The following is a 25,424-nucleotide window of genomic DNA, read 5'->3' on the forward strand; positions in this document are numbered from 1 at the left end:
TGTCCGGATGATGTTTTTTTTGACCTTAATCCCTAGTGACAAGGTCGAATATGTGGATAATGATCCGCTCTCAGAAGGTGACCAAAGACATGCCAAGACGAATCATCAAGAAATACATGCCCGACCCCAAAAAGCTACAGGAACAGAAATCTCTACGCTTTCTTGGCAAGCTTCTTGACGATCCCGGCCTTTTACATCTGACCCGGCGCTCTGTTGCCACTGCTTTCATGGTAGGCATTTTTTGTGCTTTTATTCCAGTTCCTTTTCAAATGGTTCTGGCCGCCGCCGGAGCTATGTTACTGCACTGTAACCTGCCAATTTCCGTAGGCCTTGTATGGATTACCAACCCGGTCACAATGCCGGTAATGTTCTATGGCACATACTTGGTTGGCGCATGGATTCTGGGCGTTGAGGCTAAGCCGATGCCTGATGAGCTAACCCTGGAATGGCTTGGCCAACTTTTGAACGATGCCTGGATACCGCTTTACCTCGGCTCCGTTATCATCGGCATTATGATGGCCATTCTCAGTAATATCGGCATACGCCTGCTTTGGCGCTGGCATGTCAGTAAAAGCTGGAACCGCCGCAAGAGACGCATGCTTATTCTGCCAGAGAAGAAGCAGGATATAGACGAAGAATAAACCTTCGGGCAAAACCAGATAGGATTGCCGATACGTTTATCGGGGGCTGCTTTTGCTACAAAATATCATTAATCGAAATTCCCAATCCAACACGATGAGTGTATTTATCGTAGTCTGCTAATGTATCACCATAGCCTGTGCGCATGAGCAAGTACCCCTTATAGCGCTCTCCTGCCAATGGGAAGCTCCAGCTAAACTGCATATTCCCCCGCGAGAAATCACTGTCGGTATGATTGCGCATACGGAAGGTCAATACGTGACTGGACTTCGTGTATGCCATGCCCAGCTCGCTGATTCCGACGTAGTTTTTGATATCCGGATTATCATCCTCTGATGCAGGCTCAGGAATGCGGAACCAGCGTTTAAACGCAATGCCCCAGTCGCCACTGGCAAAAAAGACCTCTGCAAACAACCGGTTCCAGCTACGGGAAAAATCTCCGCCCTGACCATTCGACTGGTGATTAATGCCCAGAGTAAAGCCTTCCAGTTTAAGCTCTTTCAATAAGGACTGGTTCAGGCTTACGCCATAAATCAATTCAGGCTCGTACATGGTCTCCCGGAAAGGAGCTGACTGCTCGTATAGCTGCCAATAAGATTGCTGAGTATAGGCTGCCATCAGCGCATCATTCTCTGTAAAAAGCCCGGTATCAATAGGGAATTTCAGACTGATCTGGAACTGTGCTTCTACGGGCCCATATTCTGCCCCCCGGAAGCCGGCAGATTTCTGGTAGCCACTGTAATAACTGACCGGCAAAAAATAGTTGGCCTTATAAGGCAGAAAAACCAAAGGGTCATCCGCCAGTTTTATTTCACGTTCTGCCCGCTTCCGCAGGGCAGATGGTGGATTAAACAGTGCCTTAGCAGTATTTTCCATCTTATCCGCCATTAACAGGCGTTCCTGTTCATCCGGTGCAAGTGGAACAGATTTTTCACCGGAAGGCAGACCAGTGCCTTGCTCGGACTGAACAAGCTGAACATCCTGTGTAGAACGGGTTTCCGAGAAAGAGGTACCAGCAACAGCAAGCCCCAGCAGGCCAATCAGGGCCCTGAGGCTTCCGATAACGTTCATCTCAGATGATCTCCGCAGATTCAGTCTGTTCAACCAACTGCCCCTGATCCAGCTTGAGCACGCGATCCATCCGCTGCGCCAGCGCCATATCGTGGGTTACCGTGATAAAGCAGGTCTGATGCTCTTTACCGATCTCCAGCATCAGCTGATTCACAGACTCTGCGGTATTCGGGTCCAGATTGCCGGTGGGCTCGTCCAGTAGCACACAGGCTGGCTCCCCTACCAGGGCACGGGCAATCGCTACCCTCTGACGCTCACCACCTGATAACTCTGACGGTTTATGATCAACACGATGCCCAAGGCCAACACGCTCCAACAGAGCCATCGCACGAGGCAGAACTACCCTACGCTTATCACCCCGAATCAGCAGCGGCATCAGCACATTTTCCAGCGCGGTAAATTCCGGCAGCAGATGGTGCAGCTGATAGACAAAACCGAGACTTCGGTTACGGAACAGCCCCAGTTCAGCATCAGTGAGCTTAGCCAGGGCTTTACCATCAATGGTCACATCACCGGAAGTTGGTTTATCCAGCCCGCCCAATAAATGCAGCAGAGTGGTTTTACCGGAACCGGAGCTGCCCACAATAGCGATACGCTCACCGCGAAAAGCACTAAAATTCAGCTGCTGTAACACCTGAACTTTCTCTGGCCCGTTCACATATTCCATCGACAGGTCGACACACTCCAGCACAGGTTGATTACTCATAACGCAGAGCCTCCGCAGGTTGAATTCGGGACGCCCGCCACGCAGGATACAAAGTCGACAGGAAGCTCATCACAAATGCAGAACCGGTAATGACACCCACATCACCCCAGCGCAGTTCTGACGGTAAATAACTGATGAAATAAACATTACTATCCAGAAACTGAATCCCCATAATCTGCTCTACCCAGGCAACAAAGTCGCTCACATTCAAAGCCGCCAAAACACCAAGTCCTGTGCCAATAAGCGTACCCGTCAACCCAATCACAATACCCTGCACCATAAAAATGCCCATGATGGTGGCCGGAGTTGCCCCTAAGGTTCGGAGAATCGCGATATCCCCCTGTTTATCGGTTACCACCATCACCAGGGTAGACACGATATTGAACGCGGCAACCGCAATCACAATCATCAGCAGCAGGCCGATCATGCGTTTCTCCATCTGTATCGCCTGAAACAGGTTGCCATGGGTTCGTGTCCAGTCACTACCGCGCATATTAGACGGTAGTTCCTGCAGTTGATTCCAGACCACTTCACGGGCTTTAAAAAGATCATCCAACTGCAGGCGCAGGCCATGAATATCTTTATCCAGTCGCATCAGGGTTTGCATATCCGCGATATGCGCCACCGCCAGATTACTGTCCAGTTCCGCCCCGACACTGAAAAGCCCCACAACAGTGAAACGTTTCATACGGGGAAAGACACCCGCCGGTGTAATCGAGGCTTCCGGAATCATCAGCGTCACCTTGTCACCAACACCGACACCGATGAAGCGCGCCAACAGATCCCCCATAATGATACCGAACTCACCAGGTTTCAGATCACCCAGAGAGCCTGCCACCATATGATCCTTCATGATGGAGACCTTATCCTCAAGCTCCGGCATAATGCCGTTCACTAAAGCACCGCGAACATAGCCCCTGTGGGTAAACATCCCCTGTGCCTTTACGTAGGGCACCGCAGCCTGAATGTGTTCATTCTGCTCCAGCTTTTCAGCAATCTCCGGCCAATTCTGAAAGCCGCTTTGAGAGCTGATGGTCGCGTGGGGCACCATACCCAGAATGCGCTGACGAAGCTCCCGGTCGAAGCCATTCATCACCGACAGTACCAGAATCAGTACCGCCACCCCCAAAGTTAGGCCCAGCATTGAGGTTAAAGAGATAAAAGAGATAAAGTGATTACGCCGCTTGGCGCGTGTGTAGCGTAAACCGATAAAAAAGGGAATCTTGTCTAACATCATGTTTGACTCAGGCTATGACGCAGGCTTGTGTAGCCAACGCCCATTTCAAATGAATATCCCGTAAAAGAGATACTCTCGCTAACAGGCTGTTTTTAGTGGGCTTATCATACGCTAAACCCTAAGTGTTCTGCCAATTGTGCCATTTTTTTCCGACACTATTGCTGCTGTTTTGTTATCCGCACAAACCGATCAAAGCTCAGCCGGTAAATAGCACTGGACAAAGTGCTATTCTCTGCTAAATTCCAGCCCCAAAATGGGCCAGAATTTATGAGACATAAAGGCTCAGAACAAGTTTCGGTCTGCAACATAAAATCAGGCAGATCACCCCTGATTTATTCCTAATCTCTTCTTTAAATATGAAGGTATCGCCACTGATGAGCACCACTTCAGACTCTCAAGCACCTGATCACCAAACAACATCATCCAAGTGCTACCAGTTGTTACCGGAATGGGCTCCGCAAAGCGGTGTTATGCTGACCTGGCCACACGCCAACAGTGACTGGGCTCCTTTCCTGACACAGGTTGAGCCTGTTTTTTATCAGATCGCAGAATCGATTGCCCATCGTGAAAAAGTGCTGATCACTGTGGCCAGTGATACGAAAAAGCGGGAAATAATCGCTCACTTTACTCAGTTAAATCTGCAGACAGAGCTGCGTGTTTTTGTTCAGGAAACCAACGATACCTGGGCGCGGGATCACGGCCCCATTACCGTCACCAAAGATGATAAGCCACTGCTACTGGACTTTATATTTAACGGCTGGGGCAACAAGTTTGATGCCCGACTGGATACGGCCCTGAACCGCAAACTGGCAAAAGCAAGTGCTTTCAACTGTGATCTGGAACCTGTCGACCTGGTGCTGGAAGGTGGCAGTATTGAATCAGACGGCCACGGCACGCTATTAACCACTAGCGAGTGCTTACTAGCGTCAACCCGTAACCCCTCTATGGATAAAGCAGCCATCGAAGCGCTGCTATCAGAGACGTTTGGCCTAAAGCGCACCCTATGGCTCGATTACGGATATCTGGCAGGTGACGATACCGATAGCCATGTGGATACCTTGGCACGCTTCTGTGACCCGCACACTATCGCCTATGTGCAGTGTACCGATGAAAGTGACGAGCACTATCCCGCATTGAAAGCGATGGAAAATCAACTAAAAGCCTTCACGGATTATCAGGGCCAAGCTTATAAACTGGTACCGTTACCGATGGCCGAGCCTTGCTTTAGTGACGAGGGCGACCGCCTGCCCGCCACCTATGCTAATTTCCTGATTATTAATGGTGCAGTCCTGCTACCCATTTACGGTAATGAACAACTGGATCAGCAAGCCATTGAGCAAATAAAGAGTGCTTTCCCGAACCATGAGATTATCGCCATCAACTGCCGCCCGATTGTTGAACAGTATGGCAGTCTGCACTGCCTGACAATGCAGCTACCTGAAGGAGTTCTCGTCTGATGCCATCATCCCCAAACAGCATATTAAAAGTAGGCTTGGTACAACAGCACGCCTTTAACGACAAAGAGAAGAGCCTGTCCATCAGTGAGCAGGGGCTGCGTCATCTGGCGGCCCAGGGCTGTGAACTGGCTATGCTGCAGGAGCTGCACGCTACCCAGTATTTTTGTCAGACTGAAGATACCGATCTATTTGACCTGGCAGAACCGATTGATGGCCCAACCAGTCAGCGCCTGTCTGCACTGGCCTATGAGCTGAATATGGTGATTGTCGGTTCAATCTTTGAAAAACGGGCTCCGGGCCTGTACCACAACACTGCCGTTGTGTTTGAGAAGGACGGATCACTGGCGGGCACCTATCGCAAAATGCACATTCCCGACGATCCCGGTTTCTACGAGAAATTTTACTTCACACCGGGGGATGCCACCTTTAATGATGGCCGCTCAGGTTTTAGTCCCATCGAAACTAGCGTGGGTAAACTGGGAGTTCTGGTCTGCTGGGATCAGTGGTACCCCGAAGCCGCCCGTCTGATGGCGCTGGCCGGTGCTGACATTCTGCTCTACCCCACGGCCATAGGCTGGGACCCGCGTGATGAAGCAGATGAACAAGCCCGCCAGAAAGATGCCTGGACGCTGATTCAGCGCGCCCATGCCGTCGCCAATGGCCTGCCGGTAATGGTGGCGAACCGGGTAGGCCACGAAACCGATCCAAGCGGTCAGAGTGAGGGGATTCAGTTCTGGGGCGGCAGCTTTATCGCAGGCCCTCAGGGGGAGCTGCTGCAACATGCCGGAGAAGATGCCTGCGTACTGGTGGCCACCATCGACAAACAGCGCACCGAAGACACCCGGCGTATCTGGCCGTATTTCCGCGACCGCCGTATCGATGCCTACGGGGATCTGACCAAACGACACCTGACGCCTTAATCAAAACGGCCAGACGATCTGGCCACCCTTAATCTGCCGCGACCGCCGTATCGATGCCTATGGAGATCTGACCAAGCGACATCTGACGCCTTAACCTGAAGCTTGGGCTGCACCAACAAAAACGCCCAGATAATCCCGACTAGCTCCCACGCTCTGCGTGGTAGCTCTCAGAAAGAGTAAGATATGGGTATTAGCCAAAAAAACACCGTACTACCGGACATTTGGAATCCTTTTTAAGGGTATACGCCCTTCCATGCTCCAGTTACGAATGATGCTAGAGCCGGCATTTCTAATCCGGTAGCGGTATTGGCCTGCCACCCTTGGGAAGAAATTGCGGTTGAGGCTCCTTACACCGCGGCTTGAACTCTTAGAAACCGGCACCCATACGCCTTTGATGCGCCGTTCGATAATATGCTCTATAACACTGTTTGGGCTATTACCTGATAAATCTCTGAACTTGAAAGAAACCATGCCCAGACAGGAAATCTTAAACGGCCCATACACGTTATCGAAAGACCCTACAGCCACGCGAGAACCGCTGCTGGATACTTTCATATTGCCACAACTACCCGCCTCTGCCGGATAACTTATACCCAGCAAAAGAAGGATCGCTATGGAGATAAATGATTTTCTGATCTGACACCTCCCGCCTAACAACAAAGATCTCACGCCACCAGTAAGCATCATAGCCAACAGAGTTATTGGACTGATCTATCAAATCATCTTGCCATCTTCGAAACCAAAATCAAACTGTTGCACCTGAAAACCGGGCAGTTCCGGGTTAAGCTTCCAGTTACCTTCCAGTCTGATATCCGGCAGCTGACCATTCTGTAGAAGAGACAACAGCGAACGACTGGTGCTGTCCCAGGAGAAGTTGAGCGGGATATCCAAAGTAGTTTCACTTTTCGCCGGCAGGCGGGTTTCGCTGTCTTTGCCGATCTGAACCGGCTTCATGCCGTTAACGATCAGTGCGGCACTCAACTGCTCTACGCTGACATCAAACATATTGGGGTTGTTGACCGGCAGCTGCACATTAAGTTGCAGGCCGCTTAAGCTGACATCCCCCAGGCTGATTTTTGGCATTTTAATTTCCGGTAGCTTCGGCGTAGCTATGACTTTGCTCACGGAAACCGGCTTTTCCCATTTCAATCCCAGAGGTCCGTTCAAAGTCAGTAAAGTACCAAAGGTATACTCCAGTTGATCTTTTTTCATCAGCTCCGGTGCCAGTTTAACAAGACTGTCCAGGCGAACTTTAAATGGCAGACTGATATTAGCCTGCCCACTCGGTTTCAGGCTCAGGCCGTTGTTGTCGCCTGTCACCAACGGCTGGCCCTCTACATCCAGCGTATAGTTAAAGCCATCCAGGTTCAGGGCAACCGGATTGGGGTTCAGCAGTTCGATATCCGCATCAAAATAGATGTAATTGAAGTCCATTTTGCTCACCTGAATCTTCTGGGAGACGACTTGTGGACTCTTGATCGTATTTTCAGCTAATGTTCCCAGCTGGGCGCAGCCCGTGAACAAAACCGTAGACAACAACAGAAACAGGGCTCGGTAATAACCGGAAGGCCGGTGAACTAAAGATAAAACGAATGGCATAAGAGATTCTCCAATAATGACGAAGTTATAATGCCACAATCACTGGCGAATTAACGCCACTCATAAAAAAGCCCCTGAACCGAAATTCAGAGGCTACTTACAGCATATAGAGCTAACAATCAGAACAGACGATTCAAGCCATTCAGTGCCGCTACCCGGTAGGCTTCCGCCATGGTTGGGTAGTTGAAGGTGTTATTGACAAAATACTTGATTGTATTGCCTTCACCCTCCTGGTTCATGATCGCCTGACCAATATGCACAATTTCAGATGCCTGGTCACCAAAACAGTGGATACCCAGCAACTCCAGAGTTTCCCGGTGGAAGAGTATCTTCAGCATACCTGCAGTTTCACTGGTAATCTGAGCACGGGCAGTATCTTTAAAGAAGGCCTGGCCCACTTCATAAGGAATTTTAGCCTCGGTCAGTTCACGCTCACTCTGGCCAACAGAACTAATCTCAGGGATGGTATAAATTCCGGTCGGAACTTCATTCACAAAGCGGAATTCGTCATCATCCAGAATATCTGCCGCTGCTGAACGCCCCTGGTCATAGGCAGCACTGGCAAGACTCGGCCAACCGATCACATCACCTACAGCGTAAACATGCTCTACGCTGGTACGGTAGTGCTGGTCAACTTCTAACTGACCCCGCCCATTTGCTTCAAGACCAACAAGCTCTAAACCAATATCGTCAGTATTACCGGAACGACCGTTACACCATAGGAAAGCATCGGCCCTCAGTTTCTTACCAGACTTCAGTTCCATCGTGACGCCCTGTTCATCGGCAGTCACCTTTTCATACTCTTCATTGTGACGGATCAGAACACCGGTGTTACGCAGATGGTAACTCAGGGCATCAGAGATTTCGTCATCCAGGAAGGATAGTAGACGATCACGGTTATCAATCAGGTCAACCTTAACGCCCAGACCACTGAAGATAGACGCATATTCACAACCAATAACACCCGCTCCATAGATAATCAGACGACGTGGTGTGTGGCCCAGTGTCAGAACCGTATCACTGCAATAGATGCGGGGATGACGGAAATTAATATCTGCCGGACGGTAAGGGCGGGAACCAGTAGCGATAACGATCTTCTGAGCGCGCAGCTCTTCGGTACCGTTGTGGGGGTCACGTACCATGACGGTGTGAGAATCCAGAAAACGGGCCTTGCCGAAATAGACATCAATCCGGTTACGGGCATAAAAGTTTGTCCGCAACTGAACCTGGCGCTCAATAACACGCTGAGAGCGCTCCAGAACTTTTGGGAAAGAGAACCAGCGAGGCTCACCAATATCGCGAAACATGCGGTTGGTATTAAACTGGATAATCTGCTTCACCGCATGGCGCAGCGCCTTGGAGGGAATAGTTCCTTTGTGAGTGCAATTACCACCTACAGAGCTTTGCATTTCAACCACAGCCACACGCTTACCGTGTTTTGCTGCGTTCATTGCTGCGCCTTCACCTGCAGGGCCTGTACCGATCACTACTACGTCGTAATTATATACCGCCATTGTCGCCGAATAACTCCCTAACCGTCGTGTTAGATCTGGCTGCACCTGAGCCTTCTGATTTTGGGCCTGAACAGACCCGAACACCCTAATGTGGACTCATGAGTTACAGCCAGCAATTATGCTTTCGCCGCGTATCTGCAAAAACAAGCTTCATTATTATTTATAACATCACGCCAAACGCTAAACCTTAACGCTGTACAACCAATTACATAGTTACTGCTTTCTTGCCAGGAAAAAATGCCCATTATCTGCAGAAACTGCCATTGTCGGCTGTCATGTTATTTATTTTTTTCCTTCATGCTGTGTTGCATCATACGAAAGATCTGTACGCTGAGAGACCTTACCTGCTTTTTTCTCTTGCTCAGTTTCGCAGATATCCTTGTTACCACCACAGATATCACAATCAGCAACCATTCCGATAGCGCTCATACCACCACAGGAGCCTGTAATGGGTTTACGACCAAACAGAACACCCACAGCCATACCTGTGATAAGCAGTGCGATAACAACAAATGCCAGAATCATTGTAGTCATTTAAGATTACCTCAGATTATTCATCAAAACGCTTTGTAATAATAAAAAAGACGGAAAATACGACTCAGTAATTCTGATTCGTCAAAGCGGTAAATTGTTCCGTCTGGATCACATCAAAACCTTCTTCAGCCTTGACCAGCATATAAACTGCAAGCTTTTGCTGTCGGGCAAATTTAAGCCCTTTTTCAGGCCCCATAACCATCAACGTAGTCGCAAGGGCATCAGCGGTTGCACAGGAAGCATGTAAAACAGTTACTGAAGCCAGTTTGTGCGTAATAGGCAAGCCCGTCAGTGGGTTAATCGTATGAGAATAACGCTGACCATCTGCTTCAAAATAATTCCGGTATCCACCGGAGGTTGCCACAGCGACATCCGTCACAGCCAGAACCTGCTGCGCAACCTGACCCTGAGTGTCAGGCTTCTCGATGGCTATCCGCCAGGAAGAACCATCCGGCTTACGCCCTTTAAGCTGAAGCTCACCACCCACTTCAACCAGATAGTTTTGATAACCCTGTTTCTGCAAATAACGGGCAACCTGATCAACAGCATACCCTTTTGCGATGGCTGAAAGGTCGAGGTAGATCGCTTTATTTTTTCGAATAGCCGGGGCTTTACCCTCAATACCTTTCACCTGAACCGAGTGGTAGCCTACCCGTTCAAAAGCAAGGGCCAGCTCAGCTTCACTGGGTACCTGATCAGGTTTAAGATCCGGGCCAAAACCCCAAAGGTTAACCAAAGGCCCTATAGTAGGGTCAAATGCCCCACCACTTTCTTCTGCGATCAGTAGCGCTTCGTTAACAACAGCAGCGGTATCCATCGAAACCGGAAACCACTCACCAGCTTCCATCTGATTAAACCGGGACAGTTCAGAAGACGATTTATACGTCGACATTTTAAGATCAATATCGACAAGGGAATCTTTAATACCCTGGGCCAGCAATTGCCGCTCGGCTTCACCAAGGCTGAGGCCTTCACTTTCGACCACAGAAACATGATATTGCGTGCCCATAATCGGGCCGGAAAATTTAATAACAACCGGATCACTATCGCAACCAGCAAGAAGGGCCAGCCCTATTAAGGCCAGCCCCACTTTCAGAGCCTGCCCCAGACGGGACAGGCTGCCAGTGATCAGTTTTCCAATCTGTCGCCATCCTGTTCGGATATAAACAGTAGGCGACAACCTGAGATCACTGCACATGACTTAACCACCGAAGTCATCAAGCAGAATGTTCTCTGGCTCCACACCCAGATTCTCAAGCATCTGGATCACTGCAGAGTTCATCATTGGAGGCCCACACATGTAGTACTCACAATCTTCAGGCGCTTCGTGATCCTTCAGATAGTTTTCATACAGCACATTGTGGATAAAACCAGTCATCCCCGTCCAGTTATCCTCTGGTAACGGATCAGACAGTGCCAGATGCCACTCAAAGTTTTCATTTTCTTCAGCCAGCTTATCAAACTCTTCCACATAGAAAGCTTCGCGCACAGAGCGAGCACCGTACCAGAAAGAGATCTTCCGCTTAGAATTCAGACGTTTCAGCTGATCGAAGATATGAGAACGCATAGGCGCCATACCTGCACCACCACCGATAAAGACCATCTCGTTGTCGGTATCTTTGGCAAAGAACTCACCGAAAGGACCTGACACAGTGATCTTATCACCCGGTTTCAGACTGAAGACATAAGAGGACATCTGACCCGGTGGTACATCATCACGACCCGGAGGTGGAGATGCGATACGGATGTTGAATTTAACAACACCTTTCTCTTCAGGGTAGTTTGCCATGGAGTAAGCACGGGTGATGGGCTCATCAACCTTAGATACGTACTTCCAGATGTTAAACTTGTCCCAGTCCGGATGATATTCTTCTTCAATATTGAAATCTTTGTAGTGAACCTCATGGGGAGGCACTTCCAGCTGAACATAACCACCAGCACGGAAATCTACGTTTTCACCTTCCGGCAGACGTAACGTCAGCTCTTTAATAAAGGTAGCTACGTTCGGGTTAGACTCTACAGTACATTCCCATTTTTTCACGCCAAATACATCGGCTTCCACTTCTACTTCCATGTCCTGCTTGACAGGAACCTGGCAGGATAAGCGCCAACCTTCTTTTTTCTCACCCATTGTAAAGTGAGACTCTTCCGTTGGCAGGATAGAGCCGCCGCCGGAAGATACAATACATTTACACTGTGCGCAGGAACCACCGCCACCACAAGCTGATGACAGGAAGATACCATTCGAGGCCAATGTCTGTAGCAGTTTACCGCCGGCAGGGGTGGTAATTTTCTGCTCACCATTAATGGTTACCGTGACATCGCCACTGCTAACCAGCTTGCTGCGTGCTGCCAAAATCACCAGTACCAGAGATACAACGACAATGGTGAACATGACCACGCCCAGCACAATAAGTTGTGAATCAACCATGTTCTGAACCTTTTTGTTCTAAGTTTCCGCCAACTGCAATTACAGCTGTACGCCTGAGAAGGACATAAAGCCCAGAGACATCAGACCTACAGTCACGAAAGTAATACCCAGACCTTCAAGGCCTTTTGGCACATCACTGTACTTCAGTTTTTCACGGATACCTGCCAGCGCAACAATCGCCAGCGCCCAACCGATACCAGCACCAGCACCGTATACCACGGACTCTCCGAAGTTGTAGTCACGCTCTGCCATAAACAGAGACGCACCCAAAATCGCACAGTTCACAGTAATCAACGGCAGGAAGACACCCAGCGCGTTATAAAGTGCAGGTACAAATTTATCGAGGAACATCTCAAGAATCTGAACCATCGCTGCAATAACACCGATGTAACTCAGATACCCCAGGAAGCTCAGATCAATAGATTCCGCACCTTCCATGCCAGTCCAGGTCAGCGCACCCTCGCGCAGCAGATTGTTATAGATCAGGTTGTTTACCGGTACAGTAATGACCAAAACGACAACAACTGCGATCCCCAGACCCAGGGCAGCTTCTACTTTCTTCGAAACGGCCAGGAAGGTACACATACCCAGGAAGAAAGCCAGGGCCATGTTTTCTACAAACATCGCCTTAACCAAAAGGCTTAAGTAGTATTCAAACATTATACGGCCTCCTTAGCCTGAGTATTAGGAGCGATCTTAAACTCAGCCACTTCATTCTGAGACGGCTGCCAGGTACGGATCAGCCAGATAAAGCCCGCAATGATAAAGAAAGCGGAAGGTGGCAGCAGCATCATGCCGTTAGGCAAATACCAGCCTCCATCGTTAATCTTTTCAAGAATCTGGATACCGAACAGGCTACCGGAGCCAAACAGTTCACGAACAAAACCAACGAACAGCAGAACCACAGTGTAGCCCAGGCCATTACCGATACCGTCGATGAAGCTCATCACAGGACCGTTTTTCATCGCGTATGCTTCAGCACGACCCATTACGATACAGTTGGTAATAATCAGTCCCACAAATACTGATAGCTGCTTACTGGTTTCATAAGCGTAGGCCTTCAGTACCTGGTCAACGACGATTACCAAGGATGCAATAATCGTCATCTGCACAATAATACGAATGCTGTTTGGGATCTGATTACGAATCATCGAGATAAACATACTCGAGAACGCGGTCACCAGAGATACAGCTGCACCCATCACCAAGGCAGTGCCCAAGTTGGTCGTTACCGCCAGAGCGGAACAAATACCCAGAATCTGCAAGGCAATTGGGTTGTTAGCGAAAATAGGGCTTACCAGAACACCCTTTGGAGCATCAGCCATCTTTATACTCCTTCCTTACGAATTTTGCTGAGGTAAGGACCAAAGCCCTCACTGCCGACCCAGTATTTAACCAGGTTACTTACACCACGACTGGTCAGAGTTGCACCAGACAGGCCGTCAACTTTGTGTTCTGCATTGGCAGTACCTTCATCAACGGAACCTTTGATCACTTCGATCACAGGCGTCATGCTGCTGCCTTCAAACACTTTTTTGCCCGGCCAGATCGCTTTCCACTTAGGGTTATCAACTTCACCACCCAGTCCCGGAGTTTCCGCGTGCTGGTAGAAGCCAAGCCCAACGACAGTGTTAGCGTCAGCTTCCAGAGCTAAAAAGCCATGCAGTGTTGACCATAGGCCATAACCACGTACTGGTAGAATAATACGGTCAAGCTGACCGTCCTTCTCAACCAGATATACCGTAGCGAACTGCTCACGGCGCTTAATGCTGGCAATATCTTCACTGTTAGACAGTGCTTTAGACATAGCAGGGTCTTTAGCCGCCTTCAGCTGGTCGTAAGTTTCAGCGTTGACTTCGTCCGTATACTCACCTGTATTCAGGTTTACCACACGAGGAGTAATCTGAGCGTACAGTTCATCTACGGATTTACCTGGTTCCAACAGACCGGCTGCAGCCAGAATATTAGATTTACGGTCCAGGTCTTTATTTTCCTGCTGTTGTGCTTTGAAAATAACCGCTGCGCCGGAAACAATCACGGAGCAGACGATACACAGCAGTAACGCTACGGTAAGCGTTTTCTTGATGGAATCGTTGCTACTAGACATTGCGCATCATTCTCCGTTTGATATTGGCCTGAACCACAAAGTGGTCGATAAACGGTGCAAACAGGTTCGCAAACAGAATCGCCAACATGATCCCTTCAGGGAATGCTGGGTTGATCACCCGAATCATTACGGTCATAACACCGATCAGAATACCGAACCAGAACTTGCCTGTATTCGTCATAGAGGCAGACACAGGGTCAGTCGCCATGAAGAACATACCAAAGGCCAGACCACCCAGGGTCAGATGCCAGTACCAAGGCAGCGCAAACATAGGGTTTGTGTCAGAACCGATAGCATTCAGAAGAGAACTCAGAGCAAACATACCGACAAACACACCCAGCACAATACGCCAGGATGCAATCTTGGTTGCCAGCAGCACAGCACCGCCGATCATAATTGCTAAAGTCGATGTCTCACCCATAGAGCCCGGCATAACACCGGTGAAAGAATCCCACCAGGTCAGCGTCTCTGTCAGACCCGCCATACCGTCAGCGGCAGCAACACCCAGAGCCGTTGCTCCAGTATAGCCATCCACCGCAGTCCATACCGCGTCGCCGGAGATTTGAGCCGGATAAGCAAAGTACAGGAAAGCACGACCTGCCAAAGCAGGGTTAAGGAAGTTCTTACCTGTACCGCCAAAGATCTCTTTAGCAACAACCACACCGAAAGTAATACCCAGTGCAACCTGCCACAGAGGGATAGTTGCGGGCAGAGTCAGTGCGAACAGGATAGAGGTAACGAAGAAACCTTCGTTCACTTCGTGGCCACGCTTCATCGCGAACAGCACTTCCCAGAAACCACCGACAATAAAGGTCACGGCATAAACAGGCAGGAAGTACATCGCACCGTGGATCATGTTGTCCCACAGGCTTGCAGGGTCATAGCCAGCAAAAAGACTGATCAGACCACCACGCCAGCCTTCAGCCGCCATAAGACCGGTTTCAGCCATCGCCATATTTGCGTGGTAACCCACATTCCACATTCCGAAGAACATCGCAGGGAAGGTACACATCCATACGGTGATCATCATACGTTTCAGGTCAACGCCGTCACGTACGTGAGCTGTGTGCTTAGTTGTAGAACCCGGAGAGTAAAAGATGGTATCGACGGCTTCATACAGCGCATACCAGTTCTCGTACTTACCACCTTTGTGGAAGTGAGGTTCCATATTATCAAGGATTTTACGCAGACCCATTATGCCCCCTCCTTCTCAATCGTGGTCAGATTGTTGCGCAGGAGAGGACCATACTCGTACTTACCCGGGCAAACATAGGTGCACAGAGCAAGATCTTCTTCGTCCAGCTCAAGACAGCCTAACTGCATTGCAGTTTCGATATCACCAACGATCAGTGCACGCAGCAACTGAGTTGGCAGAATATCCAGAGGCATAACACGCTCGTAAGAACCTACAGGAACCATGGCGCGCTCACTACCGTTTGTATTGGTAGATGGTGCATAGTTCTTCAGGCCAAACAGTTTGGAAACATAAATATTCAGCATGGAGTGCTTGTTCGCACCCGGCGACAACCAACCCATAAAGTCACGCTCAGTGCCTTCTTTCAGTACGCTGACCTGTGTGTGGTAACGTCCAAGGAAAGAGTAAGGACCTTTAGCCGTTGTTCCGCCAAACACGGAGCCAGAAATCAGGCGCACTGAATCACGGTCTGCGATGTCCGCACCACATACATCTTCCAGAGAGGCGCCCAGGCGAGTCTTAACCAAACGAGGGTTTTTAACTTCAGGGCCGCCCAGAGCGATGACACGGGAAACATTCAGCGTCCCTGTCAGAAACAGCTGACCAAAGGCTACAACATCCTGGTAACCAATCGTCCAAACTGTTTTGCCAGAGCTTACAGGATCTAAGTAGTGGATATGAGTTCCAGCCAAACCTGCAGGGTGAGGGCCTGCAAACTCTTCAACCACAACCTGGCCACTGTTTTGAGCCGGTACAGAAGCACCTGCCGCTTTACAGACAAAAACCTTACCATCAGTAAGGCGCGCCAAAACATCCAGTCCAGCCTGAAAATCCGCTTCCTGTCCTTTAAGAACAGCCACAGGGTCAGCCGCCAGAGGATTCGTATCCATTGCCGTAACGAAAATGGAATTTGGCGTGCTTTCCAAAGCAGGAACACGGCTGAACGGACGAGTACGTAGCGCAGTCCACAGACCGGACTCAACCAGCTGCTCCTGAACCTTTGTACGCTCCACCGATGACAGTTCACTCTGACTATATTGAGTAAACTGAACACTTTCTTCCTGCTCGGCAACTTTAATGACCACAGACTGAAGAATACGACGCTCACCGCGGTTAACTGCTACAACCTCACCAGCAGCAGGAGCCGTATATTTCACGCCCGGGGTCTTTTTATCACTGAAGAGCTCTTGACCCAGCTTAACCTGATCGCCGACTTTCACCGCCATTGTAGGCTTCATACCCACATAGTCAGTGCCAATCACAGCGACCGTACGTGCCTGAGCAGCATCTTCGATGCTTTGCTTAGGTACGCCGGCTATAGGCAGATCAAGGCCACGTTTGATTTTTATCATACGTCTCGCCCAATCACTTAGTTATTTTTTAAAGGTAAAGCTTAGATAACCTGAGGCAACATGCTCCGATATGCTGAGAAGCACCCTGCATCAGGTCGATAATTCTTATGGTCAGCTTGGCTGTTTTCGTAATCACAGGTCTGCCCACCCGGATCACGCCCAAAATCGAACACATTATAAAGACCTGCCAGCCCCTTTACCACTCGACCTGCGACATTTTGCCACAACCTCGGCCCAACAAGCGCCTTAGTCTTAAGTGAATTTCGGTCATTTAGGGGGCAACGTCTGAAAATATCCGCCAATTACCGGATAGATAGCAGGAAAAATGTTTAATTTTCTTTTACTTAGGTGCAAAAAAGCCCACTCATTGAGTGGGCTTTAATCATATCCGACTCAAAGGCCGGATAAGCATTTTCAGCGGATCAACGCGCCGGGAAATGCTGGAAGTGCACGTTAGAGATCTGCTGCAGAATACGTACAACCTGGCAGCTATAACCAAATTCATTATCGTACCAAACATACAGAACAGCCTGCTTGCCATTCACGATGGTTGCCTCACCATCTACAATCCCTGCATGACGGTTGCCAACGAAGTCGGAAGAAACCACTTCAGGAGACTGAACAAAGTCGATCTGCTTCTGGATAGATGAGTGCAATGACGCATCACGCAGGTAATCGTTAACGTCCTCCACAGACGTCTCTTTACCCAAGGTCAGATTAAGGATCGCCATTGATACGTTAGGTGTTGGAACCCGGATCGCATTACCGGTCAGCTTACCTTTCAGAGAAGGCAATGCTTTAGCGGCAGCAGATGCCGCGCCAGTTTCGGTAATTACCATATTCAATGGTGCCGAACGGCCACGACGTTTCGCTTTATGGAAGTTGTCAATCAGGTTCTGATCGTTAGTAAATGCATGAACCGTTTCAACATGGCCATGCTCAATGCCATATTTATCTTCGATCGCCTTCAGAACAGGTACGATGGCGTTAGTTGTACAGGATGCAGCCGAAAGAATCTTATCGCCTTCTTCGATCACATCACTGTTAATACCATGCACAATATTCTTGATATCACCTTTACCAGGCGCTGTCAGCAGAACCCGGGATGCGCCTTTACAGTTCAGGTGCTGGCCCAGACCGGTTTCATCACGCCACATACCCGTGTTATCAACGACAATCGCATCGTTAATACCGTAAGTTGTATAATCAACTTCAGCTGGCGAGTTCGCATAGATCATCTGAACGTAATTACCATTAATGATCAGCGCTTTTGCTTCTTCATCAACAGAAATTGTACCCTGGAAAGAGCCATGCACAGAATCGCGACGCAGTAAACTTGCACGCTTCTGCAGATCACCTTCCTTACCGCCCCGAACAACAATGGCACGCAGGCGCAACTTATTACCGCCACCCGCTTTCTCAACCAGGATACGCGCCAGCAAGCGGCCAATACGACCAAAACCATAAAGCACAACGTCTTTATAGCCATCTTCGCCATTATCCTGATATTTACCTACGGCTGTATCCAGCTCTTTGCGCAGGAAAGCTTCCAGATCACTACCGCCTTCGTTCTTGAACTTAACAGCCAGCTTGCCAATATCAACGTGAGCGGGGCCCATGTCCATACCTGCCATCGCTTCCAGAATAGGATGCGTATCACGAACTGACAGCTCAGTACCCTCAACCTGGCGAACAAAGCGGTGATCTTTCAGGATGCGGATAACCGACTGGTTGACCATCGCGCGGCCATACAGTGAAGTCACTACATTGTTTTTACGATACAGCTGACCGATCAGCGGGATCATACCTTCAGCCAGAGCTTCACGCTCCTGCCAATCCTGGAAACAGCTATCTAACATATCTTGACTCACGGGCGGCCTCACTTTAAATCAAAAAAAATCTCAACCGAAAATGCGGGCGTATTATGAAAGCAGAATGCCCAAAGGGCAAATTTAAACGCCGGTTTTACGGCCAAAGTCTATTTCACAGCCAGATTAAAGCATTACATATTAAACTTATCGGTTTAAATCCTGGATTTGTACGCTTTACATTCATGTACACCGCCTTAGACTTATCGTCTTTTCTGTCCCCAAGACATTTTATACAGCTACGGACCAGACATGATGCAACTGCAGCTCAAGCCTCAAACAGTTCCCGTTAAGCCCGGCGATACCCGTCACTGGGGAAACCTACCCGGGAACGCCCGCGCACTTATTATCAGTGAGCTGGCAAGCCAGCAGGACCGCCTGCTGTTTGTGGTGACTCAAAGCCAAAGCGATGCAGAGCAGCTGGCAGAGCTACTTGAATTCTTTTTACCGGATGAGCTACCGGTACTTCGCCTGCCTGACTGGGAAACATTACCCTACGATGCATTCTCCCCCCATCAGGATATTATCTCAGAGCGTCTGAAAGTACTGCTTCAGCTACCTCAACTGAAAAAAGGTGTCCTGGTGGCGCCGGCCTCAACCTTGATGCAACGGCTGGCCCCGGAAAGCTATATCAGTGGTTCGACATTTCTCCTGGAAACAGGCCAGTCCTTTAATGCTCAGTCCATGAGTCGCCAGCTGGAACAAGCGGGCTACCACTGTGTTGACAATGTCTACAGCCATGGCGAATACGCAATCCGTGGCGCCCTGATGGATATCTTTCCAATGGGCAGTGATCAACCGATCCGCATCGATCTGTTTGATGATGAAATCGATACTCTGCGTACATTTGATCCCGAAACTCAGCGCTCTCAGGAAAAAACTGATCAGATACGCATTCTGCCCGCCACAGAATATCCCCTGGACAATAGCGGAAAAACCCAGTTTAAAATCGCTTTTCAGGAGCAGTTTGATATCGATTTCCGCCAGTGCCCTCTCTATCAGGATGTCAGCAAAGGCATACCCTCACCAGGCCTGGAATACTATTTACCACTGTTTTTTGAGCAAACCGCCGACCTTTTCAGCTACCTGCCGGACAACACCCTGCTGGTGAGTCACAGCAATACTGAAGAAGCCGCCGAACACTTTTGGACAGAGGTAGAGCGCCGTTACGAAGATCGCCGTTACGATATCCAGCGCCCGATTCTTCCTCCTCCGCAGCTGTTTCTGCCGGTAAACCAACTGTTCAGTCGACTCAAAAGCTTTGCCCGTATTCAGCTACACACCGCTTCAATTGAAGAAAAAGCCGGGCGGATTAACCTGCCGTTCAGCGAACCTGCTCAGCTTCCCATCGATGCTAAAAGCAATACACCGCTAAAACGGCTGCAGGACCATCTGGCCTGTACAGAAAAGAAGGTACTTTTCTGCGCCGAATCTGCCGGTCGCCGCGAAGCGCTTCTGGAGCTGCTCGCTCGTATTCATTGCACACCAACCGGTTTTGATAACTGGCAAGCGTTTACTTCAGCTCCACCCGAGAGCAAACTGGCTATCGCCGTTGCTCCACTTCTGGAGGGCATCACCTGTGAAAACCCCGCTTTTGAGCTGATCAGTGAAAGCCAACTGTTTGGCCAACGGGTTTTCCAGAGTCGACGCCGCCAGAAAGCAACCGATATTGGCGAGTACACAATACGCAGCCTGACCGAGCTACAGGAGGGCGCACCTGTTGTACATATCGATCACGGGGTTGGCCGCTACCTGGGTTTGCAGGTGCTGGATATTGACCAACAAAAAGCTGAATTTCTGACCCTGGAATATGCCGATGGCGCCAAGCTTTACGTTCCTGTCAGCTCACTACATCTGATCTCCCGCTATTCCGGAGCCGGCGATGACCACGCCCCTCTGCATAAACTGGGCACAGAACAGTGGGAAAAAGCCAAACGTAAAACCGCTGAAAAAATCCGTGATACCGCAGCCGAACTGTTGGATATCTACGCCCGTCGGGCTGCCCGAAAAGGCTTTAAACATGATGACCCGGATCACTCCTATGAAGCCTTCTCAGCGGGCTTCCCTTTTGAAGAAACACCGGATCAGATGATGGCGATCAACGCCGTGATTCAGGACATGACCTCACCCCAGCCAATGGATCGTGTTATTTGCGGTGATGTGGGGTTCGGTAAAACTGAAGTTGCTATGCGGGCTACGTTTATGGCGGTTCAAAGTGGTAAGCAGGTAGCCATTCTGGTGCCCACAACCTTACTGGCGCAACAGCATTTTGAAAATTTCCGGGACCGCTTTGCCGACTGGCCGGTACAGGTGGAGGTGCTCTCCCGCTTCAAATCTGCCAAAGAACAGAAAGCAGTACTGGAAAATATGGGCAACGGCAAAGCAGATATTGTCATTGGTACCCATAAACTATTACAGAAAGATACCCGCTTCGATGATCTCGGCCTATTAATTATTGACGAAGAGCACCGCTTTGGTGTTCAGCAGAAAGAAAAGCTCAAATCTCTGCGCTCTGAAATAGACATTCTTACCATGACAGCGACCCCCATTCCCCGGACATTGAATATGGCCATGTCCGGTATCCGGGATCTGTCGATTATCGCCACGCCTCCAGCCAAGCGACTTTCCGTGAAAACCTTTGTTCGCAAATATGACAAACCAACCATTAAAGAGGCGATACTGCGGGAGATTCTCCGGGGCGGTCAGCTCTACTTCCTGCATAACGACCTGAAAACCATCGAAAATGCGGCAGAAACGATTCGGGAGCTGGTACCAGAGGCCAGAGTCGGCGTTGCACACGGCCAGATGCCCGAGCGGCAACTGGAACAGCTGATGTCCGATTTCTATCACAAGCGTTTCAATGTACTGGTCTGCTCTACTATTATTGAAACCGGCATCGATATTCCCAGTGCCAATACCATCATTATTGAGCGGGCGGATAAGTTTGGTTTAGCTCAGCTGCACCAACTGCGGGGACGTGTCGGACGCTCACACCACCAGGCATACGCCTATTTGCTGACCCCGGAAGGCAAAAAACTAAGCAAAGATGCCGAAAAGAGACTGGATGCCATCGCCCTGGCAGATGATCTGGGCGCAGGCTTTACTCTGGCCACTCATGATATGGAGATCCGCGGAGCGGGTGAGCTATTAGGTGAAGGTCAAAGTGGTCAGATGGAGCAGGTAGGCTACAGCCTCTATATGGAGATGCTGGATAAAGCGGTAAATGCCATCAAGCAGGGTAAAACTCCGGATCTCGATAAACCTCTGAATCAGGGTGCTGAAGTCAATCTGCGGATTCCGGCACTTATTCCCGATGAGTATCTGCCGGATGTACACACCCGACTGGTGATGTACAAACGAATTGCTAACGCTAAATCCAATCCTGAGTTAAAAGAGCTGCAGGTAGAGATGATCGATCGCTTCGGCTTATTACCGGAGCCGGTTAAAAATCTATTCAATCAAACCCGACTTAAACTTCGTGCTGAAAGCCTGGGTATCAGCCGAATCGACTGCGGTGCTGAAAATGGTAGCCTTGAATTCTCCGCTGAAACTCAGGTAGAACCCCTCTCCATTGTTAAAATGGTACAATCAGCACCAAACCGGTATCGTCTTGATGGTGCAAGTAAATTACGCTTTACCGACCTTATGAACCAGCCAGAACGACGGTTCTCGGTGATAGAAACTCTGCTGTCAAAACTGTCACCTGAGAAGGCAGCCTAAAATGAGAACAATTGACTCAATGATGCAAAGTAAAAAAAACAGAACATCTTTTCTTACATGGGGCCGCCAGACAGTAGAACGCGCAGCAAGCCTGTGCGTTCTGTCCACCACATTACTGGCGATGATGGTTGGCTCACCGGTATCAGCTGCAGATAGCACCACAGGCAAGCCAGCCCCACGTTACTACTCCGTAGAAATGATTATCTTCAGCTATGAAGAGCAGGATGACACTTTATCGGAGCGTTGGCCGGAAAATATACAGGTCGAACTACCCACATCTTATTTGCAGCTTTACCGCCCTTCCGATATAACACCTGAGCTCCTCAGGGTCACTCAACAGGAAGTACAGACCCGTGTAAAAACCAATAGTCTGGGTGAAACTGAGCTGGTTGAAACCCCTGTTGGAGTTGTCCCTCTCAACTCACAACAAAGGGCAGATATAAAAAACAATCGGCTGCCAAATCTCTTTTATATGCCGAAAAACAAGATGCAGCTGAATGCTCAGTATAACCGACTGAAACGACGCAGTAGCCTTCGGATTATGTATCATGAAGCCTGGAACATGCCGGTGTACGACCGGGAAAACAGCACACCCATTCTGATACAGGGTGGAGAGCAGTTCGATAATCTGTTTGAGCTTGAGGGTAGTATCGAAATTTCTGTTGCCCGATACCTGCATCTGGATACCAATCTTTACCTGAGAGAGTTTGAAGCCAATCACAACACTGATCAGGCTAACCCTGCAGACTTTAATGCGCGCCTGAGCCACCATGATAGCTCTGTATCGGTACTACAACAGAACACTGCGACACCAAACCCATCCCTTGCTCTGTTGGGCTTCCGCCAGTACCGGGTAAATACGGTAATCCCTCTTAAGCAGTCACGCAGAATGCGCAGCCGTGACCTTCACTACATCGACAACCCACGATATGGCATTCTGATTCAACTGATGCCTTATGACCCGGAAGAAGAACCTCTCCCGTTACGGTAACACTCAGCGGCGTACCTGGAAAAAACACTCCTGCTATAGTTTCCTTCAGATAGGAGAATATAACAGGAGCCGTTGAGTAGGGGGCGGTAAAGATTTAAACCCTGAATGCTGCTACAACCCGTTGTAGCTGATCTGCCTGCTGAGAGATCTCTTCACTCGCCTCCGAGTTACGGCGAACAGCTTCAGCAGTACCCTCCGTAATATCACGAATGACAACAATATTCTGACCAACTTCATTGGCCACACTGCTTTGCTCTTCAATGGCAGCCGCAACCTGAGTCGCACGATCAGAAATATCTGTTACGTCCTGAGTTATCGCCATCAGAACTGTTTCAACCTGAACAGCCTGGTCCCGGCTCTCCATACCCTGGTTCCGGCTACTATGAATCAACTGAACAATATCATCCGTCTTACCCTGCAACGAGCGGGTAATCTCGGAGATCTCCTGAGTAGCATCCTGAGTACGTCCAGCCAGGGCCCGAACCTCATCTGCAACCACAGCAAAGCCACGCCCTTGCCCTCCTGCTCGTGCAGCCTCAATCGCAGCATTTAATGCCAACAGATTAGTCTGCTCAGCAATTCCCTGAATAACACCTAGGACCTGACCAATAGTCTGACTCTGTTCAGATAACTCTGAAACCGTCGATACAGACCCTTCCAGCTGATCAGAGAGATCACGAATCAGGCTAATAGCCCGTTTCACCTGCTGCTGGCCACTGACCGCATCCTGATGGGTATTACGGGCATTAACAGCCATATGTTCAGTGTTATCAGCAATCTCCTCTACCGTACTCACCATCTCAGTCACTGCGGTAGCAACCTGATCTGTCTCCTGACGCTGACGATCAACATCAGAAGCAGTTTGAGAAGCGCGGTCAGAAAGCTGATTCGTAGTATGATTCATAGCACTAACAGCGTCATTGACCTGACAAATTACTTTCTGAAAACCTGCCAGCATATTATTCAGCGATGAAGCCATCATAGTGATTTCATCCTGACCCGTCTGCTCAACACGAAGCTTCAGGTCATGCGTCTCATGAATTCTCTGTATATCTCTCTGAATCCGGTTAATCGGCTGAAAGATAGAACGACCTATCAGATAGATAGTTACCATGGTGATAAGAAGAGCCACAACAAATACGGAAACCGCCAGGGTATGGGCCCAGGCGATACTGACAGCTAACTGATCACTTACTTTTTGCAAGGTCGAATCCAGCAATACCTCTGTACTCTGAATACGCTCGCGCATCTTAAGCCTCAACCCCTTGCTACTGCTTAGCCCAAGCTGCTCCCGACTTTTTACATAAGCGGAAAATTTCTGCTGATAGATATCCGCATAGCCAAGAAGGCTCTGATCAACCCCCAATTGTTTCAGCTGCTGCTTCAGCACCACCATTAACGTACTGAATTTCTCTGGATATTTTGCAGTGCCGCGCAAAATAAAGTCTTTTTCTGCCCGGCGAAGCTGAAGCATTGTCACCATGACAGCATCAGCAGAGAGTACTTTCAATTCGCGCTCAATATTGTGCACGGCTTGCCGTAGTTCACCCTGTAAACCAGATTCATGATCCAGGCCAACCTTTTCAGTGGCTTTTACCACACCATGAAAACTGCTTTGATATTGACTGAAGGTCGTTTCAAGCTGCTTCAGCTCCGGAAGCTGCAGATCATACTCATCAGCAATACCTTGCAGTTCCTCAAGTACAGTACGGGTATGGTGAATTTTCTCATCAAAGCGCGGAACATATTTCAGGTCGCTGCGAGCCATAAAGTCTTTTTCATAGCGACGCATACTCAACATATCAGACTCAAGGTTGTGGGCAAGTTCCTGCCCACGCCCCAACTTTTCAACCGTCGTTAATGCCCAGATAAAAAGTCCGAACATCACCAACATTACCACCACGACAATCGCCGCATTAATTGAAAGCTTGTGCTTAATCAGCATAGAAAGAAAACCTTAGTCGATTCATCAAAGCTCAAAGACCGAATAGTCTTTAGCTGAACAGAGCTTGTCGTGATTCCTTTCTAAATAAGCACAAGCCTCCTTGTTATACCTTCATTCAGATCCACGATTACACTTTGT

20 protein-coding genes are annotated in these 25,424 nt (G+C 49.3%); 5 read left to right on the forward strand and 15 right to left on the reverse strand.

The features are described from left to right. Positions 1-89 precede the first annotated feature (89 nt). Positions 90-641, forward strand: a complete 552-nt coding sequence (locus BTA35_RS01730; RefSeq protein WP_077243351.1) for a DUF2062 domain-containing protein — start codon at positions 90-92, stop codon at positions 639-641. Between the two features lie 55 nt (positions 642-696). Here the strand turns inward: BTA35_RS01730 and BTA35_RS01735 are convergent, their stop codons facing one another. The 3 genes from BTA35_RS01735 to BTA35_RS01745 are packed head-to-tail and all read right to left on the reverse strand — an operon-like array spanning position 697 to position 3,650. Beyond that, positions 697-1,710: a phospholipase A gene (locus BTA35_RS01735; protein WP_077242696.1), complete on the reverse strand. Its 1,014-nt coding sequence runs from the start codon at positions 1,708-1,710 to the stop codon at positions 697-699. 1 nt (position 1,711) lies between these two features. Beyond that, the gene (locus tag BTA35_RS01740; protein ID WP_077242697.1) at positions 1,712-2,416 is read right to left on the reverse strand and encodes an ABC transporter ATP-binding protein; all 705 of its coding nucleotides are present in this window, start codon (positions 2,414-2,416) and stop codon (positions 1,712-1,714) included. After that, positions 2,409-3,650: a lipoprotein-releasing ABC transporter permease subunit gene (locus BTA35_RS01745; RefSeq protein ID WP_077243352.1), complete on the reverse strand. Its 1,242-nt coding sequence runs from the start codon at positions 3,648-3,650 to the stop codon at positions 2,409-2,411. The genes BTA35_RS01740 and BTA35_RS01745 overlap by 8 nt, the downstream gene beginning before the upstream one ends. Positions 3,651-4,027: 377 nt before the next feature. Here BTA35_RS01745 and BTA35_RS01750 point away from each other — a divergent pair, with 377 nt between their 5' ends. Both BTA35_RS01750 and BTA35_RS01755 read left to right on the forward strand, forming a co-directional pair. After that, positions 4,028-5,110 carry an agmatine deiminase family protein gene (locus tag BTA35_RS01750; RefSeq protein WP_077242698.1) on the forward strand — a complete coding sequence of 361 codons (1,083 nt, stop codon included), beginning with the start codon at positions 4,028-4,030 and terminating at the stop codon, positions 5,108-5,110. Beyond that, positions 5,110-6,030 (forward strand): carbon-nitrogen hydrolase, encoded by a 921-nt coding sequence (locus tag BTA35_RS01755; RefSeq protein WP_077242699.1) that lies wholly within the window; start codon positions 5,110-5,112, stop codon positions 6,028-6,030. Before BTA35_RS01750 ends, BTA35_RS01755 begins: the two co-directional genes overlap by 1 nt. 714 nt (positions 6,031-6,744) lie before the next feature. On the opposite strand, the gene BTA35_RS01760 is transcribed toward BTA35_RS01755, so the two are convergent. From BTA35_RS01760 to BTA35_RS01810, 11 genes are all read right to left on the reverse strand, one after another. Beyond that, positions 6,745-7,629 (reverse strand): LEA/WHy family protein, encoded by an 885-nt coding sequence (locus BTA35_RS01760; RefSeq protein ID WP_077242700.1) that lies wholly within the window; start codon positions 7,627-7,629, stop codon positions 6,745-6,747. Positions 7,630-7,748: 119 nt separating this feature from the next. Continuing rightward, positions 7,749-9,143, reverse strand: a complete 1,395-nt coding sequence (sthA, locus tag BTA35_RS01765) for a Si-specific NAD(P)(+) transhydrogenase (protein WP_077242701.1) — start codon at positions 9,141-9,143, stop codon at positions 7,749-7,751. Positions 9,144-9,425: 282 nt separating this feature from the next. Next, a complete protein-coding gene (gene nqrM, locus BTA35_RS01770; RefSeq protein ID WP_077242702.1) occupies positions 9,426-9,677 on the reverse strand; it encodes a (Na+)-NQR maturation NqrM in 252 nt (83 codons plus the stop codon). Between the two features lie 64 nt (positions 9,678-9,741). Beyond that, the gene (locus tag BTA35_RS01775; protein WP_077242703.1) at positions 9,742-10,875 is read right to left on the reverse strand and encodes an FAD:protein FMN transferase; all 1,134 of its coding nucleotides are present in this window, start codon (positions 10,873-10,875) and stop codon (positions 9,742-9,744) included. Between the two features lie 3 nt (positions 10,876-10,878). Beyond that, on the reverse strand, positions 10,879-12,108 hold the full coding sequence (nqrF, locus tag BTA35_RS01780; protein WP_077242704.1) for an NADH:ubiquinone reductase (Na(+)-transporting) subunit F: 1,230 nt from the start codon (positions 12,106-12,108) through the stop codon (positions 10,879-10,881). A gap of 39 nt (positions 12,109-12,147) precedes the next feature. Beyond that, positions 12,148-12,768 (reverse strand): NADH:ubiquinone reductase (Na(+)-transporting) subunit E, encoded by a 621-nt coding sequence (gene nqrE / locus BTA35_RS01785; RefSeq protein WP_077242705.1) that lies wholly within the window; start codon positions 12,766-12,768, stop codon positions 12,148-12,150. Continuing rightward, positions 12,768-13,433, reverse strand: coding sequence for an NADH:ubiquinone reductase (Na(+)-transporting) subunit D (locus BTA35_RS01790; RefSeq protein ID WP_077242706.1), 666 nt, complete (start codon positions 13,431-13,433; stop codon positions 12,768-12,770). The genes nqrE and BTA35_RS01790 overlap by 1 nt, the downstream gene beginning before the upstream one ends. Positions 13,434-13,435: 2 nt before the next feature. After that, on the reverse strand, positions 13,436-14,215 hold the full coding sequence (locus BTA35_RS01795; protein ID WP_077242707.1) for a Na(+)-translocating NADH-quinone reductase subunit C: 780 nt from the start codon (positions 14,213-14,215) through the stop codon (positions 13,436-13,438). Then, entirely contained in the window at positions 14,208-15,410 is a 1,203-nt protein-coding gene (locus BTA35_RS01800; RefSeq protein ID WP_077242708.1) for an NADH:ubiquinone reductase (Na(+)-transporting) subunit B, read from the reverse strand. The genes BTA35_RS01795 and BTA35_RS01800 overlap by 8 nt, the downstream gene beginning before the upstream one ends. Further along, positions 15,410-16,762 (reverse strand): Na(+)-translocating NADH-quinone reductase subunit A, encoded by a 1,353-nt coding sequence (locus BTA35_RS01805; protein WP_077242709.1) that lies wholly within the window; start codon positions 16,760-16,762, stop codon positions 15,410-15,412. Before BTA35_RS01805 ends, BTA35_RS01800 begins: the two co-directional genes overlap by 1 nt. A 422-nt stretch (positions 16,763-17,184) precedes the next feature. Next, entirely contained in the window at positions 17,185-18,633 is a 1,449-nt protein-coding gene (locus tag BTA35_RS01810) for a glyceraldehyde-3-phosphate dehydrogenase (protein ID WP_077242710.1), read from the reverse strand. 249 nt (positions 18,634-18,882) lie between these two features. On the opposite strand from BTA35_RS01810, the gene mfd reads away from it, so the two are divergent. Then, positions 18,883-22,350 (forward strand): transcription-repair coupling factor, encoded by a 3,468-nt coding sequence (gene mfd / locus BTA35_RS01815; protein WP_077242711.1) that lies wholly within the window; start codon positions 18,883-18,885, stop codon positions 22,348-22,350. A 1-nt stretch (position 22,351) separates the two neighbouring features. Beyond that, on the forward strand, positions 22,352-23,341 hold the full coding sequence (locus BTA35_RS01820) for a CsiV family protein (protein WP_077242712.1): 990 nt from the start codon (positions 22,352-22,354) through the stop codon (positions 23,339-23,341). Positions 23,342-23,435: 94 nt separating this feature from the next. On the opposite strand, the gene BTA35_RS01825 is transcribed toward BTA35_RS01820, so the two are convergent. Beyond that, entirely contained in the window at positions 23,436-25,286 is a 1,851-nt protein-coding gene (locus BTA35_RS01825; protein WP_077242713.1) for a methyl-accepting chemotaxis protein, read from the reverse strand. Positions 25,287-25,424 lie beyond the last annotated feature (138 nt).

Source organism: Oceanospirillum linum, from assembly GCF_001995095.2.
In the GTDB taxonomy this organism is placed as follows: Bacteria; Pseudomonadota; Gammaproteobacteria; order Pseudomonadales; family Halomonadaceae; genus Oceanospirillum; species Oceanospirillum linum.